The following is a 24,924-nucleotide window of genomic DNA, read 5'->3' as shown; positions in this document are numbered from 1 at the left end:
AGGGTCTTGCCAGGGCCTTCAGGCGCCTTCGCTTGCGTCGGGCGGCGGCACCACGTGTCCCTTGATCTGCGCGGACTTGCCGCGGAACATCGCCACCACCTGGCCCGCGGCATTGGTCACGCGGATATCGTAGATGCCGTGCCGGCCCGACAGGACCTGCTCGGTGGCCTCGGCGGTGAGCACGTCGCCACCATGCACGGGCCGCAGGAACTCGATGCTGCAGCCCGCCGCCACGGTGTTGATGTTATGGCTGTTGCAGGCAAAAGCGAAGGTCGAATCTGCCAGCGTAAACATCAGGCCGCCATGGCAGATGCCGTGCCCGTTGAGGAATTCCTTGCGCACCGGCATGGTCAGCCGCGCATAGCCCGGCCGCACCGCCTCGACCGTGATGCCCAGCCAGCGGCTGCAGGTGTCGGCTTCATACATCGCGGCCGCCGCGGCTTCCGCGAGGGCCTGGGGGTCCTGTTTCAAGCTGGTCTCCTGTCCGGGATGCGGGGGGGTGGCCCGCGGTCTACTTGCCGGTGAAGTGCGGGGCGCGCTTGGCGAGGAAGGCGTTGACGCCCTCGGCATAGTCGGCGGACTGGCCAAGCTCGCGCTGCAGGTCGCGTTCGAGGTCGAGTTGGGCGTCGAGTGTGGCCGTGGCGCTGGCATACATGGCGCGCTTGATCGCGGCCAGCGCGCGCGTCGGCTGCGCGGCCAGGTGCGTTGCCAGCGCCAGCGCCTGTTCCGGCAGCAGCGGGTCGTCCATGGTCTGCCAGACCAGGCCCCAGGCTTCGGCATCCTCGGCGCTCAGGCGCTCGCCGGTCATGGCCAGGCCCAGCGCGCGCGCCATGCCGATGCGCTGCGGCAGCAGCCAGGTGCCGCCCGAGTCCGGCGCCAGCCCGATCTTGACGAAGGCCTGGATAAAGCTGGCGGAGCGCGCCGCCAGCACCATGTCGCAGGCCAGCGCCAGGTTGGCGCCGGCGCCTGCCGCGGTGCCGTTGACCGCCGCCACCACCGGCAGCGGCAGGGCCTGCAGGCGGCGGATCAGCGGATTGAACCAGGTATCGATCAGTTCGCCCAGGTCGGTCATGTGCCCGGGGGTGAAGTCCAGGTCGGCCAGGTCCTGGCCCGCACAGAAGCCGCGGCCGGCGCCCGTCAGCAGCAGGGCCCGGGCGCCACCGCCCTCGACATGGTCGAGCGCCTGCTGCAGCGCCTGGTGCATGGCGCGGGTGAAGCTGTTGAGCTTGTCGGGACGATTGAGCGTGATGACCGCGACCGGTCCCTGCCATGCCAGCAGGATGGGGCCGCTCTCGATGCTGACCGGCTGGCCAGCGGGCGTGGACGTCGGGGGCATTTTTGTCTCCTGCCGAATGGAATCGAGGACTCCAGGACTCCGCTCGGCGCGGGCTGAGGCCTCTAAAATAAACCGACCAGTCGGTCGGGCAATGGTAGCACTAATTTTTACCCGCTGGCGAGGCGAGATTGGCGCGAATGCCGGCCAGTCCGCAATGCCGGCCGATGGCGCCGCTCTATAATCGCGCTGCCAACAACAATCTGAAACCCCGCCGGCCTGCCCAGGCGAAGCCCGGGGCGCTCTCCCATCCGCATTGGAATTCCTATGAAGAAGCTCGCTGCATTGCTCCTGATCTCGTCCGTCGCGCTGTTCGCCGCGTGCGGCAAGAAAGAATCCGCCCCCGCGCCGGCTGCCGGCACGGATACGGCCACCAAGATCATCGTGGGCCTGGACGACAATTTCCCGCCGATGGGTTTCCGCGATGCCAACAATGAGCTGGCCGGCTTCGATATCGACATGGCCAAGGAGGCCAGCCGCCGCCTCGGCATGACGGTCGAGTTCAAGCCGATCGACTGGAGCGCCAAGGAGGCGGAGCTGAACGGCAAGCGCGTCGACGTGCTGTGGAACGGGCTGACCATCACCGAAGAGCGCAAGAAGAACATCAGCTTTACCGCGCCCTACATGACCAACCACCAGATCGTCATCGTCGGCACCCAGTCGCCGGTGAAGGCCAAGGCTGACCTCGCCGGCCGCACCGTAGGCGCGCAGGACGGCAGCAGCGCGGTGGATGCCATCAAGAAGGAAAGCCAGGTTGCCGCCAGCCTGAAGGAACTCAAGACCTTCGGCGACAACGTGACGGCGCTGATGGACCTGTCGGCGGGCCGCCTCGACGCGATCGTGGTCGATGAAGTGGTGGGCCGCTACCTGATCAGCAAGCGTGCCGGCGAATACCGCGTGCTGGAAGAAAACTTCGGCACCGAGGATTACGGCGTCGGCGTGCGCAAGGATGACGCCGAACTGCTCGGCAAGCTCGACCAGACCCTGGCATCGATGAAGCAGGACGGCACCGCGGCGCGTATCGCCACCCAGTGGTTTGGCGCCGACATTACCAAGTAATCCAGACCCGGCGTAACGCCCCTCGCGGTTCACGCGAGGGGCATGCCAACTCCGGACCCATTCATCGGGCTTCCCGGAGGCCTCACCTCCTTCTGTACGCGCGAGCATGGATTACGTCTTATCTCTTCTGCTGCCCTTGGCGCAGGGTGCCAAAGTCACGCTGGCGCTATTCGCCATCACGCTCGCCCTGTCGGTGCCGCTCGGGCTTGCGCTGGCACTGGCGCGCATTTCGTCCTGGCCGCTGCTGAGCGGCCTGGTCAACGGCTATATCTGGCTGATGCGCGGCACGCCGCTGATGCTGCAGATGCTGTTTATCTATTTTGCGCTGCCGTTCGTGCCGGTCATCGGCGTGCGGCTGCCTGATTTTCCGGCGGCAGTGGTGGCCTTCGCGCTCAACTACGCCGCGTACTTCGCCGAAATCTTCCGGGCCGGAATCAAGTCCGTCGACCGCGGCCAGTACGAGGCCAGCAAGGCGCTGGGCATGACGTACTTCCAGATCATGCGGCGCGTGGTGCTGCCGCAGATGGTCAGCCGCGTGCTGCCGCCGGTCAGCAATGAAACCATTACGCTGATCAAGGACACCTCGCTGATCTACGTGCTGGCCCTCAACGACATCCTGCGCACCGCGCGCGGCATCGTGCAGCGCGATTTCACCACCACGCCTTTCCTCGTCGCCGCGCTGTTTTACCTCGTGATGACGCTGATTCTGACCTGGTTCTTCCAGAATCTCGAAAAACGCTATGCCAAACATGATGACTAGCGCGAACGGCGCCCCAGCCCACGATGCGTCCGGCGTCATGATCGCGGCACGCGACATCTTCAAGTCGTTCGGGCCGCTGCAGGTCTTGCGCGGCGTTTCGCTGACCTTGCGCAAGGGCGATGTCACCGCCGTGATCGGCCCGTCGGGCTCGGGCAAGAGTACCTTGCTGCGTTGCCTGAACCATCTCGAGGTGATCGACCGCGGCACCCTGCATATCGAGGGCGAGACGCTGGCCGCGGCCGGTCCCGACGGCGCGGCCCGCTATGTGCCAGAGGCGGAAGTGCGCCGCATCTGTCGGAAGATGGGCATGGTGTTCCAGTCGTTCAACCTGTTTCCGCACATGACGGTGCTGCAGAACATCATCGAGGCGCCGGTGACCGTCAAGGGCCTGCGGCGCGATGCAGTCATCCCCAAGGCCGAGGAGTTGCTGCGCAAGGTCGGCCTGCTGGCCAAGCGCGACAGCTACCCGGCGCGGCTGTCCGGCGGCCAGAAGCAGCGGGTGGCGATCGCGCGCGCGCTGGCGATGGAGCCCGACATCATGCTGTTCGACGAGCCCACTTCCGCGCTCGACCCGGAACTGACCGGCGAAGTGCTGCGCACCATGCGGCAGCTTGCCGAAGAGCATATGACCATGCTCGTCGTCACCCATGAAATGGGGTTTGCCCGGGAAGTGGCCAACCATGTCGTCTTCATGGACGAGGGCACCATTCTCGAAGAAGGCCGGCCCGACGCCGTGTTCGGGGCACCAGCGCACGCCCGCACCCGCGAATTCCTCGCGCACATGCTCTAGCCGCGGGCGCGGCGCCACGCCGCAACCGATGGCAGAATAGCCCGCAGCCGGTGGCGACGGTGCCATCCGCCTGACCATATATAGGAGAAGACATGCCGTACGAGAACATCCTGGTCGAGACCCGTGGCCGCGTTGGCCTGGTCACGCTGAACCGCCCGAAGGCCCTGAATGCGCTCAATGATGCGCTGATGGATGAACTGGGTGCCGCGCTGACCGCCTTTGACCAGGATGAGGGTATCGGCGCCATCGTCATCACCGGCAGCGAGCGCGCCTTCGCCGCCGGTGCCGATATCGGCATGATGGCCAAGTATTCCTTCATGGATGTCTACAAGGGCGACTACATCACCCGCAACTGGGAAACCATCCGCAAGATCCGCAAGCCCGTGATCGCCGGCGTGGCCGGCTACGCGCTCGGTGGCGGCTGTGAGCTGGCGATGATGTGCGACATCGTCATCGCCGCGGATTCGGCCAAGTTTGGCCAGCCCGAGGTCAAGCTCGGCACCATGCCCGGCGCGGGCGGCACCCAGCGCCTGCCGCGCGCCGTGTCCAAGGCCAAGGCGATGGACCTGTGCCTGACCGCGCGCATGATGGACGCCGCCGAGGCCGAGCGCTCAGGCCTGGTATCGCGCGTGGTGCCGGCCGACAAGCTGCTGGACGAAGTGCTGGCGGCAGCCGAGACCATCGCCGGGTTCTCGCTGCCGGTGGTGATGATGATCAAGGAGTCGGTCAACGCCGCCTACGAGACCACGCTGGCCGAGGGTGTTCATTTCGAGCGTCGGCTGTTCCACGCCACCTTCGCCAGCGAAGACCAGAAGGAAGGTATGGCCGCCTTCGTCGAGAAGCGCCGCGCGAATTTCCAGCACCGCTAAAGCGCCGGGATCAGGGAATACCCGAGGACGGAGCAGGGCTATTGCCTCGCTTCCGCCATGTGGCTGGTCGGTTTCCCTTTGTGGTTCAAGGGCTTACGCGATAGCCGCGGGAACGTTTAGCGGATCGTCGTGACAAAGGTGTTGCAAGGCCGGAAAAACCGGCCTATTATTCGCCCCCTCGCAACACAACGCGGTTCCTGCAAGGCAGGCGCAGCAAGGGTTGCGGGGTCGGCCGGGAGGTTGGCGCAGCGAGGTTTGCAGCGCCGGCCGCAGCAAAAAAGTTTGCTGAAACGGTTGACGAAACGAAGAAAGCTCTGCATAATCTCGTTTCTCTGCTGCAGACAACGCAGCGCGCTGAACGGCAAAGCCGGGTGGCGAAGTTCTTTAACAAACAAACAACCGATAAGTGTGGGCGCTGGGTAGCGGACGCCGCTGTCTACGGGCAGTGATGCTTCAAGTTATACAGTGCTCGCACAGCAAAACGTGACCGGGTCTTCGGATCTGGTCAGTCAGTTTTCTGAGAGTGAGCGACCGCTCGAAAGAGCGCGGACCTTCGGGTCCACACAGAGATTGAACTGAAGAGTTTGATCCTGGCTCAGATTGAACGCTGGCGGCATGCCTTACACATGCAAGTCGAACGGCAGCGCGGGCTTCGGCCTGGCGGCGAGTGGCGAACGGGTGAGTAATACATCGGAACGTGCCCTGTCGTGGGGGATAACTAGTCGAAAGATTAGCTAATACCGCATACGACCTGAGGGTGAAAGCGGGGACCGCAAGGCCTCGCGCGACAGGAGCGGCCGATGTCTGATTAGCTAGTTGGTGGGGTAAAGGCCCACCAAGGCGACGATCAGTAGCTGGTCTGAGAGGACGATCAGCCACACTGGGACTGAGACACGGCCCAGACTCCTACGGGAGGCAGCAGTGGGGAATTTTGGACAATGGGGGCAACCCTGATCCAGCAATGCCGCGTGTGTGAAGAAGGCCTTCGGGTTGTAAAGCACTTTTGTCCGGAAAGAAATGGCGCTGGTTAATACCCGGCGTCGATGACGGTACCGGAAGAATAAGCACCGGCTAACTACGTGCCAGCAGCCGCGGTAATACGTAGGGTGCGAGCGTTAATCGGAATTACTGGGCGTAAAGCGTGCGCAGGCGGTTTGATAAGACAGGCGTGAAATCCCCGAGCTCAACTTGGGAATGGCGCTTGTGACTGTCAGGCTAGAGTATGTCAGAGGGGGGTAGAATTCCACGTGTAGCAGTGAAATGCGTAGAGATGTGGAGGAATACCGATGGCGAAGGCAGCCCCTGGGACGTCACTGACGCTCATGCACGAAAGCGTGGGGAGCAAACAGGATTAGATACCCTGGTAGTCCACGCCCTAAACGATGTCAACTAGTTGTTGGGGATTCATTTCTTCAGTAACGTAGCTAACGCGTGAAGTTGACCGCCTGGGGAGTACGGTCGCAAGATTAAAACTCAAAGGAATTGACGGGGACCCGCACAAGCGGTGGATGATGTGGATTAATTCGATGCAACGCGAAAAACCTTACCTACCCTTGACATGCCACTAACGAAGCAGAGATGCATCAGGTGCCCGAAAGGGAAAGTGGACACAGGTGCTGCATGGCTGTCGTCAGCTCGTGTCGTGAGATGTTGGGTTAAGTCCCGCAACGAGCGCAACCCTTGTCTCTAGTTGCTACGAAAGGGCACTCTAGAGAGACTGCCGGTGACAAACCGGAGGAAGGTGGGGATGACGTCAAGTCCTCATGGCCCTTATGGGTAGGGCTTCACACGTCATACAATGGTGCGTACAGAGGGTTGCCAACCCGCGAGGGGAGCTAATCCCAGAAAACGCATCGTAGTCCGGATCGTAGTCTGCAACTCGACTACGTGAAGCTGGAATCGCTAGTAATCGCGGATCAGCATGCCGCGGTGAATACGTTCCCGGGTCTTGTACACACCGCCCGTCACACCATGGGAGTGGGTTTTGCCAGAAGTAGTTAGCCTAACCGCAAGGAGGGCGATTACCACGGCAGGGTTCATGACTGGGGTGAAGTCGTAACAAGGTAGCCGTATCGGAAGGTGCGGCTGGATCACCTCCTTTCCAGAGGCTTGTGTCTCAAGCCTAGCGTTCACACTTATCGGTTTGTTTGCTGTTACAGCCAAGGGTCTGTAGCTCAGGTGGTTAGAGCACCGTCTTGATAAGGCGGGGGTCGTAGGTTCAAGTCCTACCAGACCCACCAAGTTATCCGAAGGGGGATTAGCTCAGCTGGGAGAGCACCTGCTTTGCAAGCAGGGGGTCGTCGGTTCGATCCCGTCATCCTCCACCACTACCTGGTACCTTGGATTGGTTGTCAAATGAAAGCGCCTCGCGACGATGAGGTTGCGAGTGTTTTCATTTGGCATTGCCAAGCGATCGCAAGATCGGCTGTTCTTTAACAATATGGGATGTAGTAAAGGTGTCACGGTGCGTTGATGAGACGCACATGTAGTTTAACGTGATACCGGGTTGTGATTGTATCAACCAAAGTATTTAAGTGATCGAAAGATGACTTGGAATACGGCACAAATGCGAGAACTCAACCTGTAGTGAGCGTGTCGATGAGACACACTTGTTATAGGGTCAAGCGAACAAGTGCATGTGGTGGATGCCTTGGCGATCACAGGCGATGAAGGACGCGGTAGCCTGCGAAAAGCTTCGGGGAGCTGGCAAACAAGCTTTGATCCGGAGATGTCCGAATGGGGAAACCCGGCCCGTATGGGTCATCCCACACTGAATCCATAGGTGTGGGAAGCGAACGCGGCGAACTGAAACATCTAAGTAGCTGCAGGAACAGAAATCAACCGAGATTCCCAAAGTAGTGGCGAACGAAATGGGAAGAGCCTTGCACTCTTTAGCAGGACTGTTAGCAAAACGGGATGGAAAGCCCGGCCATAGCAGGTGATAGCCCTGTATGCGAAAACAGACTTGTGGAACTAGGTGTGCGACAAGTAGGGCGGGACACGTGAAATCCTGTCTGAAGATGGGGGGACCATCCTCCAAGGCTAAATACTCGTGATCGACCGATAGTGAACCAGTACCGTGAGGGAAAGGCGAAAAGAACCCCGGGAGGGGAGTGAAATAGATCCTGAAACCGCATGCATACAAACAGTCGGAGCCTCGTAAGGGGTGACGGCGTACCTTTTGTATAATGGGTCAGCGACTTACATTCAGTGGCAAGCTTAACCGATTAGGGAAGGCGTAGCGAAAGCGAGTCCGAACAGGGCGTTGAGTCGCTGGGTGTAGACCCGAAACCAGATGATCTATCCATGGCCAGGTTGAAGGTGCGGTAACACGTACTGGAGGACCGAACCCACTAACGTTGAAAAGTTAGGGGATGAGCTGTGGATAGGGGTGAAAGGCTAAACAAATCTGGAAATAGCTGGTTCTCTCCGAAAACTATTTAGGTAGTGCCTCGTGTCTCACCTTCGGGGGTAGAGCACTGTCATGGTTGGGGGGTCTATTGCTGATTACCCCGCCATAGCAAACTCCGAATACCGAAGAGTGCAATCACGGGAGACAGACATCGGGTGCTAACGTCCGGTGTCAAGAGGGAAACAACCCAGACCGCCAGCTAAGGTCCCAAAGATTGGCTAAGTGGGAAACGAAGTGGGAAGGCTAAAACAGTCAGGAGGTTGGCTTAGAAGCAGCCACCCTTTAAAGAAAGCGTAATAGCTCACTGATCGAGTCGTCCTGCGCGGAAGATGTAACGGGGCTAAGCCAGTCACCGAAGCTGCGGACGCACGCAAGTGCGTGGTAGGAGAGCGTTCTGTAAGCCTGTGAAGGTGTCTTGTAAAGGATGCTGGAGGTATCAGAAGTGCGAATGCTGACATGAGTAGCGATAAAGGGGGTGAAAGGCCCCCTCGCCGTAAGCCCAAGGTTTCCTACGCAACGTTCATCGGCGTAGGGTGAGTCGGCCCCTAAGGCGAGGCAGAGATGCGTAGCTGATGGGAAGCAGGTTAATATTCCTGCACCGTCGTATGATGCGATGGGGGGACGGATCGCGGAAGGTTGTCCGGGTGTTGGAAGTCCCGGTCCCTGCATTGGAGAAGGCGCTCAGGCAAATCCGGGCGCGGGATTCAAGAGTGTGGGGCGAGCGGCCTAGTGCTGCGAAGCAATTGGAAGTGGTTCCAAGAAAAGCCTCTAAGCTTCAGTCATACGAGACCGTACCGCAAACCGACACAGGTGGGCGAGATGAGTATTCTAAGGCGCTTGAGAGAACTCGGGAGAAGGAACTCGGCAAATTGGTACCGTAACTTCGGGATAAGGTACGCCCTGGTAGCTTGACTGGCCTGCGCCAGAAGGGTGAAGGGGTTGCAATAAAATGGTGGCTGCGACTGTTTAATAAAAACACAGCACTCTGCAAACACGAAAGTGGACGTATAGGGTGTGACGCCTGCCCGGTGCCGGAAGATTAAATGATGGGGTGCAAGCTCTTGATTGAAGTCCCGGTAAACGGCGGCCGTAACTATAACGGTCCTAAGGTAGCGAAATTCCTTGTCGGGTAAGTTCCGACCTGCACGAATGGCGTAACGATGGCCACACTGTCTCCTCCCGAGACTCAGCGAAGTTGAAGTGTTTGTGATGATGCAATCTCCCCGCGGCTAGACGGAAAGACCCCATGAACCTTTACTGTAGCTTTGCATTGGACTTTGAACCGATCTGTGTAGGATAGGTGGGAGGCTTTGAAGCGTGGACGCTAGTCTACGTGGAGCCGTCCTTGAAATACCACCCTGGTTTGTTTGAGGTTCTAACCTTGGCCCGTGAATCCGGGTCGGGGACAGTGCATGGTAGGCAGTTTGACTGGGGCGGTCTCCTCCCAAAGTGTAACGGAGGAGTTCGAAGGTACGCTTGGTACGGTCGGACATCGTACCTAAAGTGCAATGGCAAAAGCGTGCTTAACTGCGAGACCGACAAGTCGAGCAGGTGCGAAAGCAGGACATAGTGATCCGGTGGTTCTGAATGGAAGGGCCATCGCTCAACGGATAAAAGGTACTCTGGGATAACAGGCTGATACCGCCCAAGAGTTCATATCGACGGCGGTGTTTGGCACCTCGATGTCGGCTCATCTCATCCTGGGGCTGTAGCCGGTCCCAAGGGTATGGCTGTTCGCCATTTAAAGAGGTACGTGAGCTGGGTTTAAAACGTCGTGAGACAGTTTGGTCCCTATCTGCCGTGGGCGTTGGAATCTTGACGGGGGCTGCTCCTAGTACGAGAGGACCGGAGTGGACGTACCGCTGGTGTACCTGTTGTCTCGCCAGAGGCATCGCAGGGTAGCTATGTACGGAAGAGATAACCGCTGAAAGCATCTAAGCGGGAAACTCGCCTGAAGATGAGGATTCCCTGGCGGCTTGACCGCCTTGAAGGGTCGTTCGAGACCAGGACGTTGATAGGCTGGGTGTGGAAGCGCAGTAATGCGTTAAGCTAACCAGTACTAATTGCCCGTAAGGCTTGATCCTATAACCAGTGTGTTTCACCTGGTGAGCGATCGCCTTGTGCCTCGATACACACAACCAACACTACATCCCGATTCGTGACGCTGTCCCACGACAGCGCCACAACCCCTCATGCCTGGTGACCATAGCGAGTTGGAACCACCCCTTCCCATCCCGAACAGGTCCGTGAAACGACTCCGCGCCGATGATAGTGCGGATTACCCGTGTGAAAGTAGGTCATCGCCAGGCTCTTATTGTGCAAAACCCCTCGACAGCGTGTGCTGCGAGGGGTTTTGTCTTTGGCGCGGCCAGACCGCGCGGCCGCGCTCGCCATTGCCGTTCCCTGGCATGCCGGTGCCCGTTGTTTTCCTGCTGCATTGCGGGTCGCGGCGCATTCCTGCACCGACCCTGTTCTGCTATGTTCGACCCTCAAGTGCCCACGCGTGGCACGAAGGCGGTTGCAACACGTGTTTGCAGCAAGCAGTGAGCAATAGAGCGGCCGACGCCGACAGGGCGGGTCCGTGATTTCGGGTTTCGAGGGGTTACATGACGGCCAAGATGTTTCGGCTGGTTTTGACTGGCGCCGCCGGCGCGCTACTGCTGGCAGGGTGCGCTTCCACTCCTCCTGAACCTTCCACGCCGCAAGTGCAGCCGGGCCCCGCCGTCCCTGTTGCCTCCAGCTCCGCTATCGATTGCCAGGCGTTCACCGAGCGCATGGCCGCCCATGCCGCCGTGCAGGCCGATAGCACCGTCACTGAACCCGATGTCCTGGCCGCTTCCGACATTCCCGCGACGGATGCGGAAGCAGGCGACGATGGCGAACCCGTCGACGCTTCGCCGACGACCCTCGCCGCGCTGCCGTTGTTTTCAGTTTCGCCGCGCGGCAACCGGCTTCCAGTAGGCTGGCAGCCGTGGACCATCAATCGCAACAAGATCCCCACCACTTACTCGATGGCCGAGGTCGACCAGCGTGTCGTGGTTCACGCCAAGGCAGACAGTTCGGCCTCAGGCCTCTATGTGCCGCTGCGCGAGCGCGATGCCGGCATGCTGCGCTGGACCTGGAAGACCAGCGGCATCATCCGCAATGCCGACAACAGCCATGGCGCGCGCGAAGACTCTCCGCTGCGGCTGTTCGTGGCATTCGATGGCGACAAGGGCGCGTTGCCGCTCAAGGACCAGTTGATGTACGAGATGGCGCGGCTGACCACCGGGCGCGAGATGCCGTATGCCACGCTGATGTATATCTGGGGCGGGCAGCGCGCGGAAGGCGCGGTGGTGAAAAATCCACATACCGATCGTGTGCGCATGATCGTGGTGGATAGCGGCACGAAGCACGCCAATAAGTGGCGTTGCCACGAGCGCGACCTGCGCGCCGACTATCGCAAGGCGTTCGGGACCGACCCCGGCCAAGTCATCGCCGTCGGCATCATGACCGATACCGACAATACCAAAAGCAAGGCCGAAGCCTGGTACGGCGACATCGCGCTGGACTAGATTGCCGCCGGCGGCACCTCAGCCGCCGATCGGTTCGGCCAGCGCGAGCACCGCGAACGAGGCCAGCCAGTGCGTGGACACATACTCGCCTGCCACCGCCTGGGGCAGCGATGCCTCGATATGGTCCGACCACGCACGGATCGCCAGCGGCCGCAGCGGATCGGGCAGCCCGGGCTCCAGCAAGCGCCAGCACCATGCGCGCGACAGGTTCAGTCCGTCCAGATGCGCGGTCTTGGGATCGCTGCGGTTGGTCATCGTCACCGGTGTCAGCCAGTTGGCCAGCTCGGCCTGGCCCGGCACGAACAACTCCCACCATTCCGAAAAGGCGCAGCCGTCCATTACCGCGTGCATCAGCACGGCTTCGGTGAGCCCTCCGGACAGGAACTCGTCGCCGCCGGGCTCGTAGCGGGCCGGATACTTCTGGTCGTGGCCGAACCAGCGGTGGGCGCGCCGTACGATGGCGCGGCGCAAGGCCAGGTCCTGATGGATGCGTGCATAAGCCAGCGCCATGACCAGCGCAAAGGCGCTGTTGTAATGGGTGCCGGTGCGCACCGGGAACGCTGCCGCATCGAGGAAATCCGACAGTTGCTGCGACAGGTGCGAGGCCAGCGGCGCGCAGGCTTCGGCCCAGACCGTGGCATGCGCATCGTGCCGCGCCAGCGCCAGCAGCTCGGCCTGCAGCTTCAGCATCCAGCCCCAGCCGTAGGGGCGCTCGAAGGTGCGCGATTCAGGCCGGCGGAAATACGCGAGTTCGGCAGCCATGGCATCCGCACGCAACTGGGCGTCCAGCATGGCGCGGATGCGCGGCGCGTCCTCAAGGTCCGGATACAGTGCCAGCAGCCGCACCAGCAGCCAGTGCATATGGACGCTCGAGTGCCAGTCGTAGCTGCCGCAAAACACCGGATGCCAGGCAGCGGGCCCGGCAAGATCGCCGGCGCCCGCCATCATGTGGTCGAGCTTGTACGGATAACGGCGCAGGATATTCTCCAGCGCCACGCGCGCAAAGCTGCGCGCGGTCTCGCGATCCAGCGCCGAACGCCCCATCGCCGAAGCTCCCCTGTAGTAATCGTAGTGCCTTGCTCAGGCAGGCGTGCTCGGGCACGCTCTGGTCTATGCCATCCGTTGTCTGCCCTCAGGCAGGTGCCAGCCACTTCTCCGCCAGTCGCACGAAGAAGGTCGAGCCGACCGGCAGCAGTGCGTCGTTGAAATCGTAACTCGGATTGTGCAGCATGCAGGGCCCGATGCCGTGGCCGGCGTCGCGATGGCCGCCGTCGCCATTGCCCAGGAACAGATAGCAGCCCGGCTTGTGCTGCAGCATGAAGGAGAAATCCTCGGCGCCCATGGTCGGCTCGACGTTGCTGTCGACGTTGTCTGCGCCGACCAGTTCGGCGGCGACCGAGGCGGCAAAGCCGGTCTCGGCCTCGCTGTTGATGGTAGGCGGATAGTTGCGGTGGAATTCGTATTCGACGGTGCAGTCGAATGCCGCCGCCACCGCGCGCGCCACCTCTTCCATGCGCCGCTCGATCAGGTCGAGCACCGGCACCGTGAAGGTACGGACGGTACCGCCGATCCAGGCCTGGTCCGGCACGATGTTGGTGGCATCGCCGGCATGGAACTGCGTGACCGAGATTACCGCGGTATCGATCGGGCGCTTGTTGCGCGTGATGATGCCCTGCAGCGCCGAAACGATCTGCGCGGCGGTGAACACCGGGTCGTTGCCGTTGTTGGGCATGGCCGCATGCGCGCCCTTGCCGCGCACGACGATGCGGAACTCGTTGCTCGAGGCCATCAGCGGACCCGCGCGCGTGCCGAAGGCGCCCACCGGCATGCCAGGCCAGTTGTGCACGCCGAACACCGCGTCGCACGGAAAGCGCTCGAACAGGCCGTCCTTGATCATCTCGCGCGCGCCGCCGCCGCCTTCCTCGGCCGGCTGGAAGATCAGGTGCACGGTGCCGTCGAAGGGCTTGTGCTGCGCCAGGTAGCGCGCCGCGCCGAGCAGCATGGCGGTGTGGCCGTCATGGCCGCACGCATGCATCTTGCCGGCATGCTGCGAGCGATGCCCGAAGGTGTTGGCTTCCTGCAGCGGCAGCGCGTCCATGTCGGCGCGCAGGCCGATGGTGCGCGGGCTGCTGCCGTTGCGGATCACGCCGACCAGGCCGGTGGTGCCCAGCCCGCGGTGGACCTCGATGCCCCACGATTCCAGGCTGCGCGCGACCACATCGGCGGTGCGCTGCTCTTCGAAGCAGAGTTCAGGATGGGCGTGGATATCGCGCCGGATCGCGCGGATTTCGGCTTGTGCCTGCAGGATTTCGGGGATGAGCTTCATGATGCCGGGCGGCCCTGGGATCCAGGGCGTTAGCAATGGGATACCCGGATCATACGATGCCTGTCGCGAAAGCGCCAAAACGCGGCGATTTGCTGCGCGATCGCCGCGTTGGCGCAGTGCAATATGCCGGCGCGGGTGGGTTTCCCCGCATTGCCGTGGCATGTGCACTGCTGGAACAGTTCATGCTTGAAGTGCCCGGCCGGCAATACCGTCGCTTTGTGATGCCCCATCGCACCAAAAAGCAGCGCCGCTCGTGACCCGCTGCGCGCGCGCATTGCCGATCCTAAAACGTCTGCTTCACTTCCTACAGGGAGAATTGCGCGATGTCCCTTCGCACTTTCAAGAAGGCAATTGGCGCGGTCGCTGTGGCGGGGGCCCTTGGCCTCGCGCTGGCCGGCACCGCCCAGGCCGCGGACCTCAAACTGGCCATGAGTTCGCCGCCGACCTCGATGGATCCGCACTTCTACAACCTGTTCTCCAACATCAACGTTTCCGAGCATGTCTTCGACTCGCTGACCAAGATGGACCCGGACAGCCGCATCATCCCGGGCCTGGCCGAGTCGTGGAAGCTGGTCAACGACCTGACCTGGGAATTCAAGATCCGCAAGGGGGTGAAGTTCCACGACGGCTCCGAGCTGACCGCCGAGGACGTGATCTGGTCGCTCGACCGCCCCGCCACGATCCAGAACAGCCCGGGCAAGTTCGATGTCTACACCAAGGCGATCGTCAACAAGAAGATCGTCGACAAGCACACCATCCAGCTCACCACCAGCCAGCCGTATCCGCTGATGCTGAACGACCTGACCTCGATCTTCATCGTGCAGAAAAAGGCCACGCAGGGCCTGGGCTCCGATGACTTCGCGCAGGGCAAGGGCATGGTCGGCACCGGCCCGTTCAAGTTCGTCAGCTATGCGCGCGACGACCGGGTCGAGCTGGTGCGCAACAACGATTACTGGGGCAACAAGCCGGCCTGGGACAAGGTCACGCTGCGCTTCATCCCCAACCCGGCGACGCGCCTGGCGGCGCTGCTGTCGGGCGATGTGCAGGCCATCGAGAACGTGCCCACGCCCGACCTGCCCAAGGTGCGCAAGGATCCCAAGCTGGCGTTCTTCTCCAAGATCTCGCACCGCGTGATCTACCTGTACTTCGATGCCAAGCGCGACAAGTCGCCTTACGTCACCACCAAGGAAGGCGCGCCGCTGGACAAGAACCCGCTGAAGGACACGCGCGTGCGCAATGCCATCAGCATGGCAATCAACCGGCAGGGCATCAAGGACCGGCTGATGGAAGGCCTGTCCGAACCGACCAACAACCTGGTGCCGCCCACGTTGTTCGGCTACAACCCCAACCTGAAGACGGTCAAGTACGACCCCGAGGGCGCCAAGAAGCTGCTGGCGGAGGCGGGCTTTCCCAACGGTTTTGGCGTGACGCTGCACACGCCCAACAACCGCTACGTCAACGACGAGAAGATCGCTCAGACCATCGCGCAGAACCTGACCCGCATCGGCATCGCCACCAAGGTCGAGGGCATGCCGATGGCGACGTACTCGTCCAAGGGCATCAAGCACGAGTGGTCGTTCGGCCTGCTCGGCTGGGGCGCGCAGACCGGGGAGGTCAGCTCGCCGCTGCGCGCGCTGCTGGCGTGCGAAGACAGCAAGAAGGGCTTCGGCACCACCAACTGGGGCGAGTACTGCAACCCGAAGATGGACGTGGTGCTGGAAAAGGCGCTGTCGACGGTGGACGACACCGAACGCTCCAAGCTGCTGCAGGAAGCCACCGCGATCGCGATCAACGATGGCGGTATCATCCCGATCCACCAGCAGGTGACCACCTGGGCCACGCAGAAGGGCATCGTCTACGTGCCGCGCACCGACGAGCGCACCTACGCGCATAATTTCAAGCCCCAGTAAGCAGGCTGCCTGCTGCTGAGTTCGCGGTGCCGCGCATGGCTGCCGCGCCGCCTGGAAGCGCATGGCGCTCCCGGGCGGCGTGCGCATTCGCGCGCGAAAGGATAGTGGTCTGAACATGCTGGTCTTTATCATCCGGCGCCTGATGCAGAGCGTGGTCGTGCTCTTCGCCATGTCGCTGCTGGTTTTCCTCGGCGTCTTTGCCATCGGCAATCCCGTCGATATCCTGATCAACCCGCAGGCCGACCAGGAGGACATCAAGCGCACCATCGCGGCGCTGGGCCTGGACAAGCCGCTGTGGGAGCAATACTGGGTGTTCCTGCAGAATGCGCTGCAAGGCAACCTCGGTACCTCGTTCGCGCACGGCACGCCTGCGCTCAAGCTGATCTTCGAGCGCATGCCCGCGACCATGGAGCTGGCGGTCTGCGCGATCCTGCTGGCGATCGTGCTGGGCATCCCGCTGGGGCTGTGGGCCGGGCTGCGGCCCAAGGGCATTGCCGGCAAGTCGATCATGACGGTGTCGATCCTGGGCTTCTCGCTGCCGACCTTCTGGGTCGGGCTGATGCTGATCATGGTGTTCGCGGTGCAACTGGGCTGGCTGCCGTCCAACGGCCGCGGCGAGACCGTGCGCGTGCTCGGCATCCCGCTCAGCTTCCTGACCGCGGACGGGATCCGGCACCTGATCCTGCCGGCGGTGACGCTGTCGCTGCTCAACATCGCCATGGTGATCCGGCTCACGCGCGCCGGCACGCAGGAGGCGATGCTGCAGGATTACGTCAAGTTCGCGCGCGCCAAGGGACTGTCGAACACCCGCATCGTCGGCGTGCATGTGCTCAAGAACATCCTGATCCCGATCGTCACCGTGATCGCGCTGCAGTTCGGCTCGATCATTGCCTTTGCGATCGTGACCGAGACCATCTTTGCCTGGCCCGGCATGGGCAAGCTCATCATCGACTCGATCCAGCTGCTGGACCGGCCGGTGATCGTCGCCTACCTGATGGTGATCGTGACCCTGTTCATCCTGATCAACCTGGTGGTGGACATCATCTACAGCATGCTCGATCCGCGCGTGCGCATTGCCGACAACAAGGGCTGAGCCATGACCGCAGTCACAGTCGAACCCGAAGACAAGACGCCGCCGCCCGCCGCGGCGCGCGAGCAGTCCCCATGGCGGCGCTTTGCCGCGGAGTTCTTTGCCAGCAAGATCGCCGTGGCGGGACTGGCCACGCTGGTGACCATCATCCTGATCGCGATCTTCGCGCCGTGGCTGGCGCCGCAGAACCCGTATGACCTGGCCACGCTGGACGTGCTCGACGCGCGCCTGGCGCCGGGCGAGCAGGCCGGCAGCGGCATGACCTTCCTGCTGGGCTCGGACGAGCAGGGGCGCGACATCCTGTCGGCGGTGATGTACGGGCTGCGTATCAGCATCGGCGTGGGCGTGGTCAGCACCCTGATCGCGCTGCTGCTGGGCGCAACGCTAGGCTTGCTGGCCGGCTTCCTGGGCGGGCGCACCGAGGCCTTCATCATGCGCGTGGCGGACCTGCAGCTGTCGTTCCCGCCGATCCTGCTGGCGCTGATCCTGCTGGCCTTCCTGCGCCCCGGGCTGGGCAATATCGTGATCGCGCTGGTGGCGGTGCAGTGGGCCTACTACGCGCGCACCACGCGCAGCGCCGCGCTGGTCGAACGGCGCAAGGAATACATCGAGGCCGCCACCTGCCTGGGCCTGCCGCCGGCGCGCATCATGTTCCGCCACCTGCTGCCCAACTGCCTGCCGCCGCTGATCGTGATCGCGGCGCTGCAGGTGGCTTCGGCAATCACGCTGGAGGCGACGCTGTCCTTCCTTGGGTTGGGGGTGCCGATCACCGAGCCGTCGCTCGGCTCGCTGATCTCGAACGGCCAGCAGTACATGCTGTCGGGCAAGTACTGGATCAGCTTCTTCCCGGGCATCGCGCTGGTGGTCACCATCGTGGCGATGAACCTGGTCGCCGACCAGCTGCGCGATGTGCTGAACCCGCGCCTGCAGACGCAATAACCGGGAGCGCGAGATGGCACAACCGACACTGGTGGTCGAACACCTGAAAACGCATTTCTATACGCGCGGCGGCATCGCCAGGGCCGTCGACGATGTCTCCTTCAGCGTGGGCCGCGGCGAGATCATGGGGCTGGTAGGCGAATCCGGCTCGGGCAAGTCCATGACCGGCTATTCGATCATGGGGCTGATCGACCCGCCCGGGAAGATCGTCGACGGCCGCATCGCGCTGACCAGCCGCGACGGCGTGACGCGCGACCTGCGCGCGCTCACGCCGGCGCAGCAGCGCGACGTGCGCGGCAACCGCATCGCCATGATCTTCCAGGATCCGATGATGACGCTGAACCCGGTGCTGCGCATCGATACGCAGATGATCGAGGCGGTGCTGGCGCACGAGAACGTAAGCAAGGCGGTGGCGCGCGAGCGCGCGCGCAATGCGCTGGCGCGGGTCGGCATCCCGTCGCCGGACGAGCGCCTGCAGGCCTATCCGCACCAGTTCTCGGGCGGCATGCGCCAGCGCGTGGCGATTGCCACGGCGTTGCTGAACAAGCCCGACCTGATCATTGCCGACGAACCGACCACCGCGCTCGACGTCACCATCCAGGGCCAGATCCTGTACGAGATGCAGACCCTTTGCCGCGAGTCCGGCACGGCGCTGATCTGGATCACCCACGATCTGTCGGTGGTGGCGGGGCTGGCCGATTCGGTATGCGTGATGTATGCCGGCAAGATCGTCGAGGCCGGCGACGTGCGCCAGGTGCTGGAGCACCCCGAGCATCCCTACACCCACGGCTTGATCAGTTCGGCGCCGTCGCGCAATCCGCGCGGCGCGCCGCTGCGGCAGATCCCGGGCATGACGCCATCGCTGCTGAACCTGCCGGGCGGCTGCTCGTTCCGCGAACGCTGTCCCTATGCCACCGCGGCATGCAAGACCGAGCCGCCGCTGGAGACCGCCGCCGACGGGCGGCGGCTGCGCTGCTTCCATCCGGTGCTGGCCAACCAGGAGGCGGCATGAACGCCACTGCACTGCAATCCCGACCGATGACCGAACCCGCCGGGCAGGAAGGCGCCACGCCCGCCGCGCCGATCCTCGAACTGCGCGGCGTGTCCAAGCGTTTCGTCAAGTCGCTCGATGCGGCGGCGCGCATCGCCAACCTGTTCGGCGCGCATGCGCGCGAAGAGGTGGTGCACGCGGTGGACCGCGTCGACCTGAGCATCCGCGCCGGCGAAGTGGTAGGGCTGGTGGGCGAGTCCGGCTGTGGCAAGTCCACGCTCGGCCGCATGGCGGTGGGCCTGCATTCGCTGACCGAAGGCGAGCGGCTGTGGCGCGGCACCAACCTGGACCACCTGCCGCCGGACCAGCGCCGCGAGAAGCAACTGGCGATCCAGATGATCTTCCAGGACCCGTATGCCTCGCTCAACCCGCGGCTGCGGGTGCTCGACATCGTCGGCGAGGCGCCGGTGGTGCACGGTCTGGTCGGGCGCGGCGCGCAGAAGGGCTATGTCGAGGACATGCTGGTGCGCGTGGGCATGGACCCGACCGTGCTGCGCCGCTTTCCGCACCAGTTCTCAGGCGGCCAGCGCGCGCGCATCGGCATTGCACGCGCGCTCGCGGTGAAGCCCGAGTTCCTGGTCTGCGATGAATCCGTGGCGGCACTGGACGTGTCGATCCAGGCCCAGGTGCTGAACCTGTTCATGCGCCTGCGCGAAGAACTGAACCTGACCTACCTGTTCATCAGCCACGACCTGGGCGTGGTCAAGCACATCAGCGACCGGGTGGTGATCATGTACCTGGGCCGGGTGGTCGAATCCGCGCCGACCGAAGACGTGTTCGCCGCGCCCAACCATCCCTATACGCAAGCGCTGCTGGCGGAGGCGCCTAAACTGGAGGTGGCGCGCAAGACCTATGTCGCGATCCGCGGCGAGATCCCATCGCCGCTGAACCCGCCGAGCGGCTGCCATTTCCATCCGCGCTGCCCGCACGCGATGCCGCGTTGCCGGGAAGAGCAGCCGCTGCTCAAGGAAATTGCGCCGCTGAGGTTCTCGGCATGCCATTTGAATGACATGAAGTAGGGCCTGTGACGATCGCACTGGTTTGCTCCCCTCTCTTGCTCGCGGGAGAGGGGAGCAAACCAGCGATCATGGGGCCCGCTTCAGCGGATCACCTGCCCCTTCGAATTGATGATCGTCATCTCGACGAACTTCGAGCCGACATGGTTGTCCGGCGTGAAGTTGACGATAAACCCGCCGAGATCGTAGTTGCGCATCGATTCCAGCGCGGTCACCAGCTTCTCGCGCGTCAGGTCCTTGCCGGCGCGGCGCAGGCCCTCGGTGAAGGCCTTGGCGGCGATGAAGCCTTCGATGCTGGCGTAGTCGAACTCGCTGGGCTTGCCCGCGGCCTGCAGCAGCCGCAGGTATTCGCGCACGATCGGCAGCGTGGCGTTGCCCGGGTGCGGCATTACCTGCGAGATGATCACGCCGCTGCCTTGCGCGCCCACCACGTTGGCCAGCGCCTGCGTGCCGACGAAGGACACGTTGTAGAACTGGCCGTTGTAGCCGCGGCGCAGCGCTTCCTTCACGAAGGCGCCGGCGGTGCGGTAGGCGCTGATCATGACCACGGCGTCGGGCCTGGCCTTCATCGAGCCCTGCATGGCGTCGCCGATCTCCGTGGTGTTGCGCACCACGGGCTCGCGCGCGACGATCTGCACGCCGCTGTCGGGCGCGGCCTTGAGCGCGCGCTCGAGCCCGTCCAGGCCGGCCTTGCCGTAGGCATCCTCGTTGTAGACCACGGCCACGCGCTTGAGCCCGGTGGTCTGGATCTGGCGCAGGATCGCCGCGGTTTCCTCGTTGTAGCCGGCGCGCACATGGAACACGTAGCGGCTGCGCGGCTCGCGCAGCGACTGCGCGCCCGTGTACGGACCGAAGAACGGCACCCTGGCCTGGATCGCCAGCGGCAGCGCGGCCTGGCTGGTGGGTGTGCCGACATAGCCGAACAGGGCGAAGACGCGATCCTCTTCGATCAGCTTCTTCGTATTCTTTGCCGCCGGTTCGGGTTCGTAATAGTCGTCCAGCGCCTCGAGCCGGATCTTGCGCCCGTGGATGCCGCCCTGCTGGTTGATGTGGTCGAAATACAGCAGCGCGCCTGAATTCATCTGCTTGCCGAGCACCGCGGTCGGGCCCGTCAGCGCGGCGGACTGGCCCAGCAGGATGGTGTCGGCGGTGACGCCTTGCTCGGCTGTGGTGGTGGCCGCGGTATTCGCCGCGAAAGCGGCGCAGGACGCGCCGCCAGTGCCGATGGCGCACGCCACCAGCAGGCCGGCAAGCCGGCCGTTGACCCCGGATCGGAAAGACATAAACCCCCGCGAATGTTGGTTCGGTTACCCGTTGGCCGCGTTGGCCGGTCTGCGCCGGCGAGCTGCTGGATCGTGCGGCATGGTGCGCGTCCCGGTCTGTGCCGCGAGCGCGCCGGCACATCATAATCGAATACAATCGGCACGAGATACTTCCCGCCATCGCCCCGCACGCCCGGGGCAATGCGCCGCCAGCCGGCGCGGCGCAGGCGCCGCCACCCGCGGCCTGCGCCGGCATCTCCAGTTCCGTACGACCGAACGAAAACAACACAGCCCCCGCCCGGAGACCCCATGGCTTCCCGCATCGTCCGCGCCGCCTGCCCGCATGACTGCCCCGATACTTGTGCCTTGCTCGTCACCGTCGAGGGCGGCCGTGCCGTCAAGGTAGCGGGCGATCCAGACCATCCCGGCACGCAGGGCGTGCTGTGCACCAAGGTGTCGCGCTACACCGAGCGCACCTACCACCCGGACCGCCTGCTCACGCCGATGAAGCGCATCGGCCGGAAGGGCGAGGGCAAGTTCGCGCCGATCTCGTGGGATGAGGCGCTCGACACCATCGCCACACGCCTGCAGGCGATCGCCGCGCGCGATCCGCAGGCGATCGTGCCGTACAGCTATGCCGGCACCATGGGGCTGGTGCAGGGCGAAAGCATGGCCGCGCGCTTCTTCAACAAGCTGGGCGCGTCGCGGCTGGACCGCACCATCTGCGCCAGCGCCGGCGCCACCGCGCTGCGCTACACCTACGGCGCCAGCGTGGGCATGGACATGGAGCACGTGGTCGACGCCAAACTGGTGATCATCTGGGGCGGCAACCCGATTGCCTCCAACCTGCACTTCTGGACGCGCGCGCAGGAGGCCAAGCGGCGCGGCGCCACGCTGGTGGCGATCGACCCGTACCGCTCGCTGAGCGCCGAGAAGTGCCACCGCCATATCGCGCCGATGCCCGGAACCGACGGCGCGCTGGCGCTGGCGATGATCCACGTTCTGATCCGCGACGGCCTGCTCGACCACGACTACATCGAACGCCACACCGTGGGCTTCGAGGCGCTGCGCGAGCGGGCGCAGGCCTATAGCCCGGCGCGCGCCGCCGGGATCTGCGGCATCCCGGTCGAGGACATCGAATGGCTGGCCGGGCTCTACGGCCAACTGGCGGTGCGCGAGCGCCAGCCGGTGGCGATCCGCCTGAACTACGGCATGCAGCGCGTGCACGGCGGCGGCCAGGCGGTGCGCGCGGTGGCGTGCCTGCCGTCGCTGGTGGGCGCGTGGCGCGATCCGGCGGGTGGGCTGCAGCTGTCGACCTCCGGCTTCTTCCCGGTCAACGAGGCGGCGCTGCAGCGCCCGGACCTGCTGCCGGGCTGGCCGCAGCAACTGCCGCGCCTGGTCAACATGAGCACCATCGGCGATGCCCTGCTGGCAGAAGCCGCTCCCGGCGCGCCGCGCATCGAGGCGCTGGTGGTCTACAACAGCAACCCGGTGGCGGTGGCGCCGGAATCCGGCAAGGTCGCCGCCGGCTTCGCGCGCGAGGACCTGTTCACGGTGGTGCTGGAGCACTTCCGCACCGACACCGCCGACTACGCCGACATCATCCTGCCGGCGACCACGCAGCTCGAGCACACCGACGTGCACAAGGCCTACGGCCATACCTATTTCCTGGCCAACAACGCGGCCATCGCGCCGCTGGGCGAGGCCCTGCCCAATACCGAGATCTTCCGCCGGCTGGCGCAGCGCATGGGCTTTAACGACGCCTGCTTTGCCGACAGCGACGAGACCATTGCCGCGCAGGCGATCCTGCCGGACGATGCGCGCGCTGCCGGCATCAGCTGGGATTCGCTGAAAGCGCAGGGCTGGCAGAAGCTGGCGCTGCCGGCAGCGCCGTTCGCCGAGGGCGGTTTCCCCACGCCATCGGGCAAGTGCCAGTTTTATTCCGAGCCGATGGCGCGCGACGGCTTCGACCCGCTGCCGGACTACGTGCCGCAGTACGAAGCGCCGCAGACCGCGCCTGAACTGGCCGCGCGCTATCCGCTGGCGATGATCTCGCCGCCGGCGCGCAACTTCCTCAACAGCTCGTTCGTCAACGTCGACAGCCTGCGCGCCACCGAGGGCGAGCCGCACCTGGACATCCATCCGGCCGACGCCGCCGAGCGCGGCATCGTGCACGGCGCGCTGGTGCGCGCCTTCAATGACCGCGGCAGCATGGTGGCGCGCGCGCGCGTCACCGATCGCGCCCGGCGCGGCCTGGTGGTAGGGCTGTCGATCTGGTGGAAGAAGCTCGCGCCCGACGGCAAGAACGCCAATGAGCTGACCAGCCAGCGCCTGACCGACCTGGGCCGGGCGCCGGTGTTCTACGACTGCCTGGTGCAGGTCGAAGCCTGCGCGCAAGGGGCAGTCGAGGCGGCATGACGCGCCCGCGCGGCCGCCGCGGCTGGGCGGCACTCGTGGGGGCGGCGGCGCTGTCGGCCCTGGTGCTGCTGACGGCGGGATGCGAGGCGGTTGGCTACTACGCGCAGTCGATCGGCGGCCATCTCGGCGTGATGGCGCAGGCGCAGCCGCTGACCGACGCCATCGCCAGCGCGCACGATGCCAAGGATGCGCGCCTGGCCCAGCGCCTGGCGCTGGCCGGCCGCATGCGCGACTTTGCCTCGCGCGAGCTGAAGCTGCCCGACAACGGTAGTTATCGGCGCTACGCCAACCTGCACCGGCCGTATGTGGTGTGGAGCGTGTTCGCCACGCCCGAGCTGTCGCTGGAACTGCGCAAGTGGTGCTTCCCCATCGTCGGCTGCATCAGCTACCGCGGTTACTACGCCCTGGCCGATGCCGAGCAGTATGCGCAAGGCCTGCGCCGGGACGGGCTCGAGACCTATGTGGCCGGCGTCCCGGCCTATTCGACGCTGGGCTATTTCGATGACCCGCTGCTCAACACCTTCGTCTACCTGCCCGAGGGCGAACTGGCGCGGCTGATCTTCCATGAGCTGGCGCACCAGGTGGTGTACGTACGCAACGACACTGCCTTCAACGAGTCCTTTGCCACCGCGGTGGAAGCGGCCGGCGTCGAGCGCTGGCTGGACCAGGATGCGTCGGAGGACGCGCGTACCAGCTATCGCCAGTACGATGCCCGGCGCCAGCAGTTCCGCGCGCTGCTGCTGGGCACGCGCGACCGGCTGGTGGCGCTGTACCAGACCCCGCTCGACGACGCCGCCAAGCGCGAGGGCAAGGCGAAGATCTTTGCCGACCTGCGCGCCGGCTATGCGCGACTGCGCGCGGAGTGGGGCGGCTACAGCGGCTATGACCGCTGGTTCGACCAGCCACTGACCAATGCCCACCTGGCCGCGGTGGCGACGTACCAGCAATGGGTGCCGGCCTTCACCGCGCTGCTGGCGCGCTGCGACGGCGACTGGCAGCGCTTCTATGCCGAGGCGCGCCGCATCGGCGCGCTGCCCGCCGGCGAGCGCGAGGCGGCATTGCGCCGGCTGGCGCCGCCGGCCACCCGCACCGAGACGCTGGCCGCGGGCGGCAAGGCAGCGGTCAACTAGGCCGC

Annotated in this window: 18 protein-coding genes, 2 tRNA genes and 3 rRNA genes; 18 read left to right on the top strand and 5 right to left on the bottom strand. The window is 64.1% G+C overall.

Annotation, left to right across the window (positions count from 1 at the left end):
• Window positions 1–18: 18 nt before the first annotated feature.
• Together paaI and paaG are read right to left on the bottom strand one after the other, a co-directional pair.
• The gene (gene paaI, locus CBM2586_RS14455) at window positions 19–471 is read right to left on the bottom strand and encodes a hydroxyphenylacetyl-CoA thioesterase PaaI (RefSeq protein WP_172583234.1); all 453 of its coding nucleotides are present in this window, start codon (window positions 469–471) and stop codon (window positions 19–21) included.
• 40 nt (window positions 472–511) lie between these two features.
• On the bottom strand, window positions 512–1,336 hold the full coding sequence (gene paaG, locus CBM2586_RS14450) for a 2-(1,2-epoxy-1,2-dihydrophenyl)acetyl-CoA isomerase PaaG (RefSeq protein ID WP_115661074.1): 825 nt from the start codon (window positions 1,334–1,336) through the stop codon (window positions 512–514).
• Window positions 1,337–1,600: 264 nt separating this feature from the next.
• On the opposite strand from paaG, the gene CBM2586_RS14445 reads away from it, so the two are divergent.
• The 10 genes from CBM2586_RS14445 (at window position 1,601) to CBM2586_RS14400 (ending at window position 11,777) form a co-directional block, all read left to right on the top strand.
• Window positions 1,601–2,392: an amino acid ABC transporter substrate-binding protein gene (locus tag CBM2586_RS14445; RefSeq protein ID WP_115661075.1), complete on the top strand. Its 792-nt coding sequence runs from the start codon at window positions 1,601–1,603 to the stop codon at window positions 2,390–2,392.
• A gap of 106 nt (window positions 2,393–2,498) precedes the next feature.
• Window positions 2,499–3,152 carry an amino acid ABC transporter permease gene (locus CBM2586_RS14440; RefSeq protein WP_115688159.1) on the top strand — a complete coding sequence of 218 codons (654 nt, stop codon included), beginning with the start codon at window positions 2,499–2,501 and terminating at the stop codon, window positions 3,150–3,152.
• Between the two features lie 37 nt (window positions 3,153–3,189).
• The gene (locus tag CBM2586_RS14435) at window positions 3,190–3,942 is read left to right on the top strand and encodes an amino acid ABC transporter ATP-binding protein (protein WP_115688157.1); all 753 of its coding nucleotides are present in this window, start codon (window positions 3,190–3,192) and stop codon (window positions 3,940–3,942) included.
• Window positions 3,943–4,034: 92 nt separating this feature from the next.
• Window positions 4,035–4,811, top strand: a complete 777-nt coding sequence (locus CBM2586_RS14430; RefSeq protein WP_115688155.1) for an enoyl-CoA hydratase — start codon at window positions 4,035–4,037, stop codon at window positions 4,809–4,811.
• Window positions 4,812–5,383: 572 nt separating this feature from the next.
• Window positions 5,384–6,912 (top strand): 16S ribosomal RNA (locus tag CBM2586_RS14425).
• A 62-nt stretch (window positions 6,913–6,974) separates the two neighbouring features.
• Window positions 6,975–7,051, top strand: a tRNA-Ile gene (locus CBM2586_RS14420).
• A gap of 11 nt (window positions 7,052–7,062) precedes the next feature.
• Window positions 7,063–7,138, top strand: a tRNA-Ala gene (locus tag CBM2586_RS14415).
• A 291-nt stretch (window positions 7,139–7,429) separates the two neighbouring features.
• Window positions 7,430–10,307, top strand: a 23S ribosomal RNA gene (locus tag CBM2586_RS14410).
• 111 nt (window positions 10,308–10,418) lie between these two features.
• Window positions 10,419–10,532, top strand: a 5S ribosomal RNA gene (rrf, locus tag CBM2586_RS14405).
• Together the 16S, 23S and 5S rRNA genes with 2 tRNA genes alongside form the textbook arrangement of a ribosomal RNA operon.
• Before the next feature lie 297 nt (window positions 10,533–10,829).
• Complete coding sequence (locus tag CBM2586_RS14400) at window positions 10,830–11,777, top strand: DUF3047 domain-containing protein (protein WP_115688153.1); 948 nt, start codon at window positions 10,830–10,832, stop codon at window positions 11,775–11,777.
• Between the two features lie 18 nt (window positions 11,778–11,795).
• Here CBM2586_RS14400 and CBM2586_RS14395 read toward each other — a convergent pair whose 3' ends face one another.
• Entirely contained in the window at window positions 11,796–12,821 is a 1,026-nt protein-coding gene (locus tag CBM2586_RS14395) for a DUF2891 domain-containing protein (RefSeq protein WP_115688151.1), read from the bottom strand.
• A gap of 88 nt (window positions 12,822–12,909) precedes the next feature.
• Window positions 12,910–14,103: a M20 aminoacylase family protein gene (locus CBM2586_RS14390; RefSeq protein WP_115688149.1), complete on the bottom strand. Its 1,194-nt coding sequence runs from the start codon at window positions 14,101–14,103 to the stop codon at window positions 12,910–12,912.
• Between the two features lie 56 nt (window positions 14,104–14,159).
• On the opposite strand from CBM2586_RS14390, the gene CBM2586_RS14385 reads away from it, so the two are divergent.
• The 6 genes from CBM2586_RS14385 (at window position 14,160) to CBM2586_RS14360 (ending at window position 20,112) form a co-directional block, all read left to right on the top strand.
• Window positions 14,160–14,360 carry a hypothetical protein gene (locus tag CBM2586_RS14385; protein WP_145987405.1) on the top strand — a complete coding sequence of 67 codons (201 nt, stop codon included), beginning with the start codon at window positions 14,160–14,162 and terminating at the stop codon, window positions 14,358–14,360.
• A gap of 66 nt (window positions 14,361–14,426) precedes the next feature.
• Entirely contained in the window at window positions 14,427–16,013 is a 1,587-nt protein-coding gene (locus tag CBM2586_RS14380) for an ABC transporter substrate-binding protein (protein WP_115661082.1), read from the top strand.
• A gap of 115 nt (window positions 16,014–16,128) precedes the next feature.
• Window positions 16,129–17,106: an ABC transporter permease gene (locus CBM2586_RS14375; RefSeq protein WP_115688147.1), complete on the top strand. Its 978-nt coding sequence runs from the start codon at window positions 16,129–16,131 to the stop codon at window positions 17,104–17,106.
• Window positions 17,107–17,109: 3 nt separating this feature from the next.
• Complete coding sequence (locus tag CBM2586_RS14370) at window positions 17,110–18,042, top strand: ABC transporter permease (RefSeq protein WP_012353975.1); 933 nt, start codon at window positions 17,110–17,112, stop codon at window positions 18,040–18,042.
• 13 nt (window positions 18,043–18,055) lie between these two features.
• Complete coding sequence (locus tag CBM2586_RS14365; RefSeq protein WP_115688145.1) at window positions 18,056–19,054, top strand: ABC transporter ATP-binding protein; 999 nt, start codon at window positions 18,056–18,058, stop codon at window positions 19,052–19,054.
• Window positions 19,051–20,112, top strand: coding sequence for an ABC transporter ATP-binding protein (locus CBM2586_RS14360; RefSeq protein ID WP_115661085.1), 1,062 nt, complete (start codon window positions 19,051–19,053; stop codon window positions 20,110–20,112). The genes CBM2586_RS14365 and CBM2586_RS14360 overlap by 4 nt, the downstream gene beginning before the upstream one ends.
• Before the next feature lie 80 nt (window positions 20,113–20,192).
• Here the strand turns inward: CBM2586_RS14360 and CBM2586_RS14355 are convergent, their stop codons facing one another.
• Entirely contained in the window at window positions 20,193–21,392 is a 1,200-nt protein-coding gene (locus CBM2586_RS14355) for an ABC transporter substrate-binding protein (protein WP_115661086.1), read from the bottom strand.
• Window positions 21,393–21,680: 288 nt separating this feature from the next.
• Here CBM2586_RS14355 and CBM2586_RS14350 point away from each other — a divergent pair, with 288 nt between their 5' ends.
• Window positions 21,681–23,789 carry a molybdopterin-containing oxidoreductase family protein gene (locus tag CBM2586_RS14350; protein ID WP_115688143.1) on the top strand — a complete coding sequence of 703 codons (2,109 nt, stop codon included), beginning with the start codon at window positions 21,681–21,683 and terminating at the stop codon, window positions 23,787–23,789.
• Window positions 23,786–24,919, top strand: coding sequence for an aminopeptidase (locus tag CBM2586_RS14345; protein ID WP_115661088.1), 1,134 nt, complete (start codon window positions 23,786–23,788; stop codon window positions 24,917–24,919). The genes CBM2586_RS14350 and CBM2586_RS14345 overlap by 4 nt, the downstream gene beginning before the upstream one ends.
• Window positions 24,920–24,924: the final 5 nt, after the last annotated feature.

The organism is Cupriavidus taiwanensis (genome assembly GCF_900250115.1).
Classification (GTDB): domain Bacteria; phylum Pseudomonadota; class Gammaproteobacteria; order Burkholderiales; family Burkholderiaceae; genus Cupriavidus; species Cupriavidus taiwanensis_B.
The sequence above is the reverse complement of the archived record's forward strand: the minus strand, read 5'-3'. Positions and strand labels throughout refer to the sequence as shown.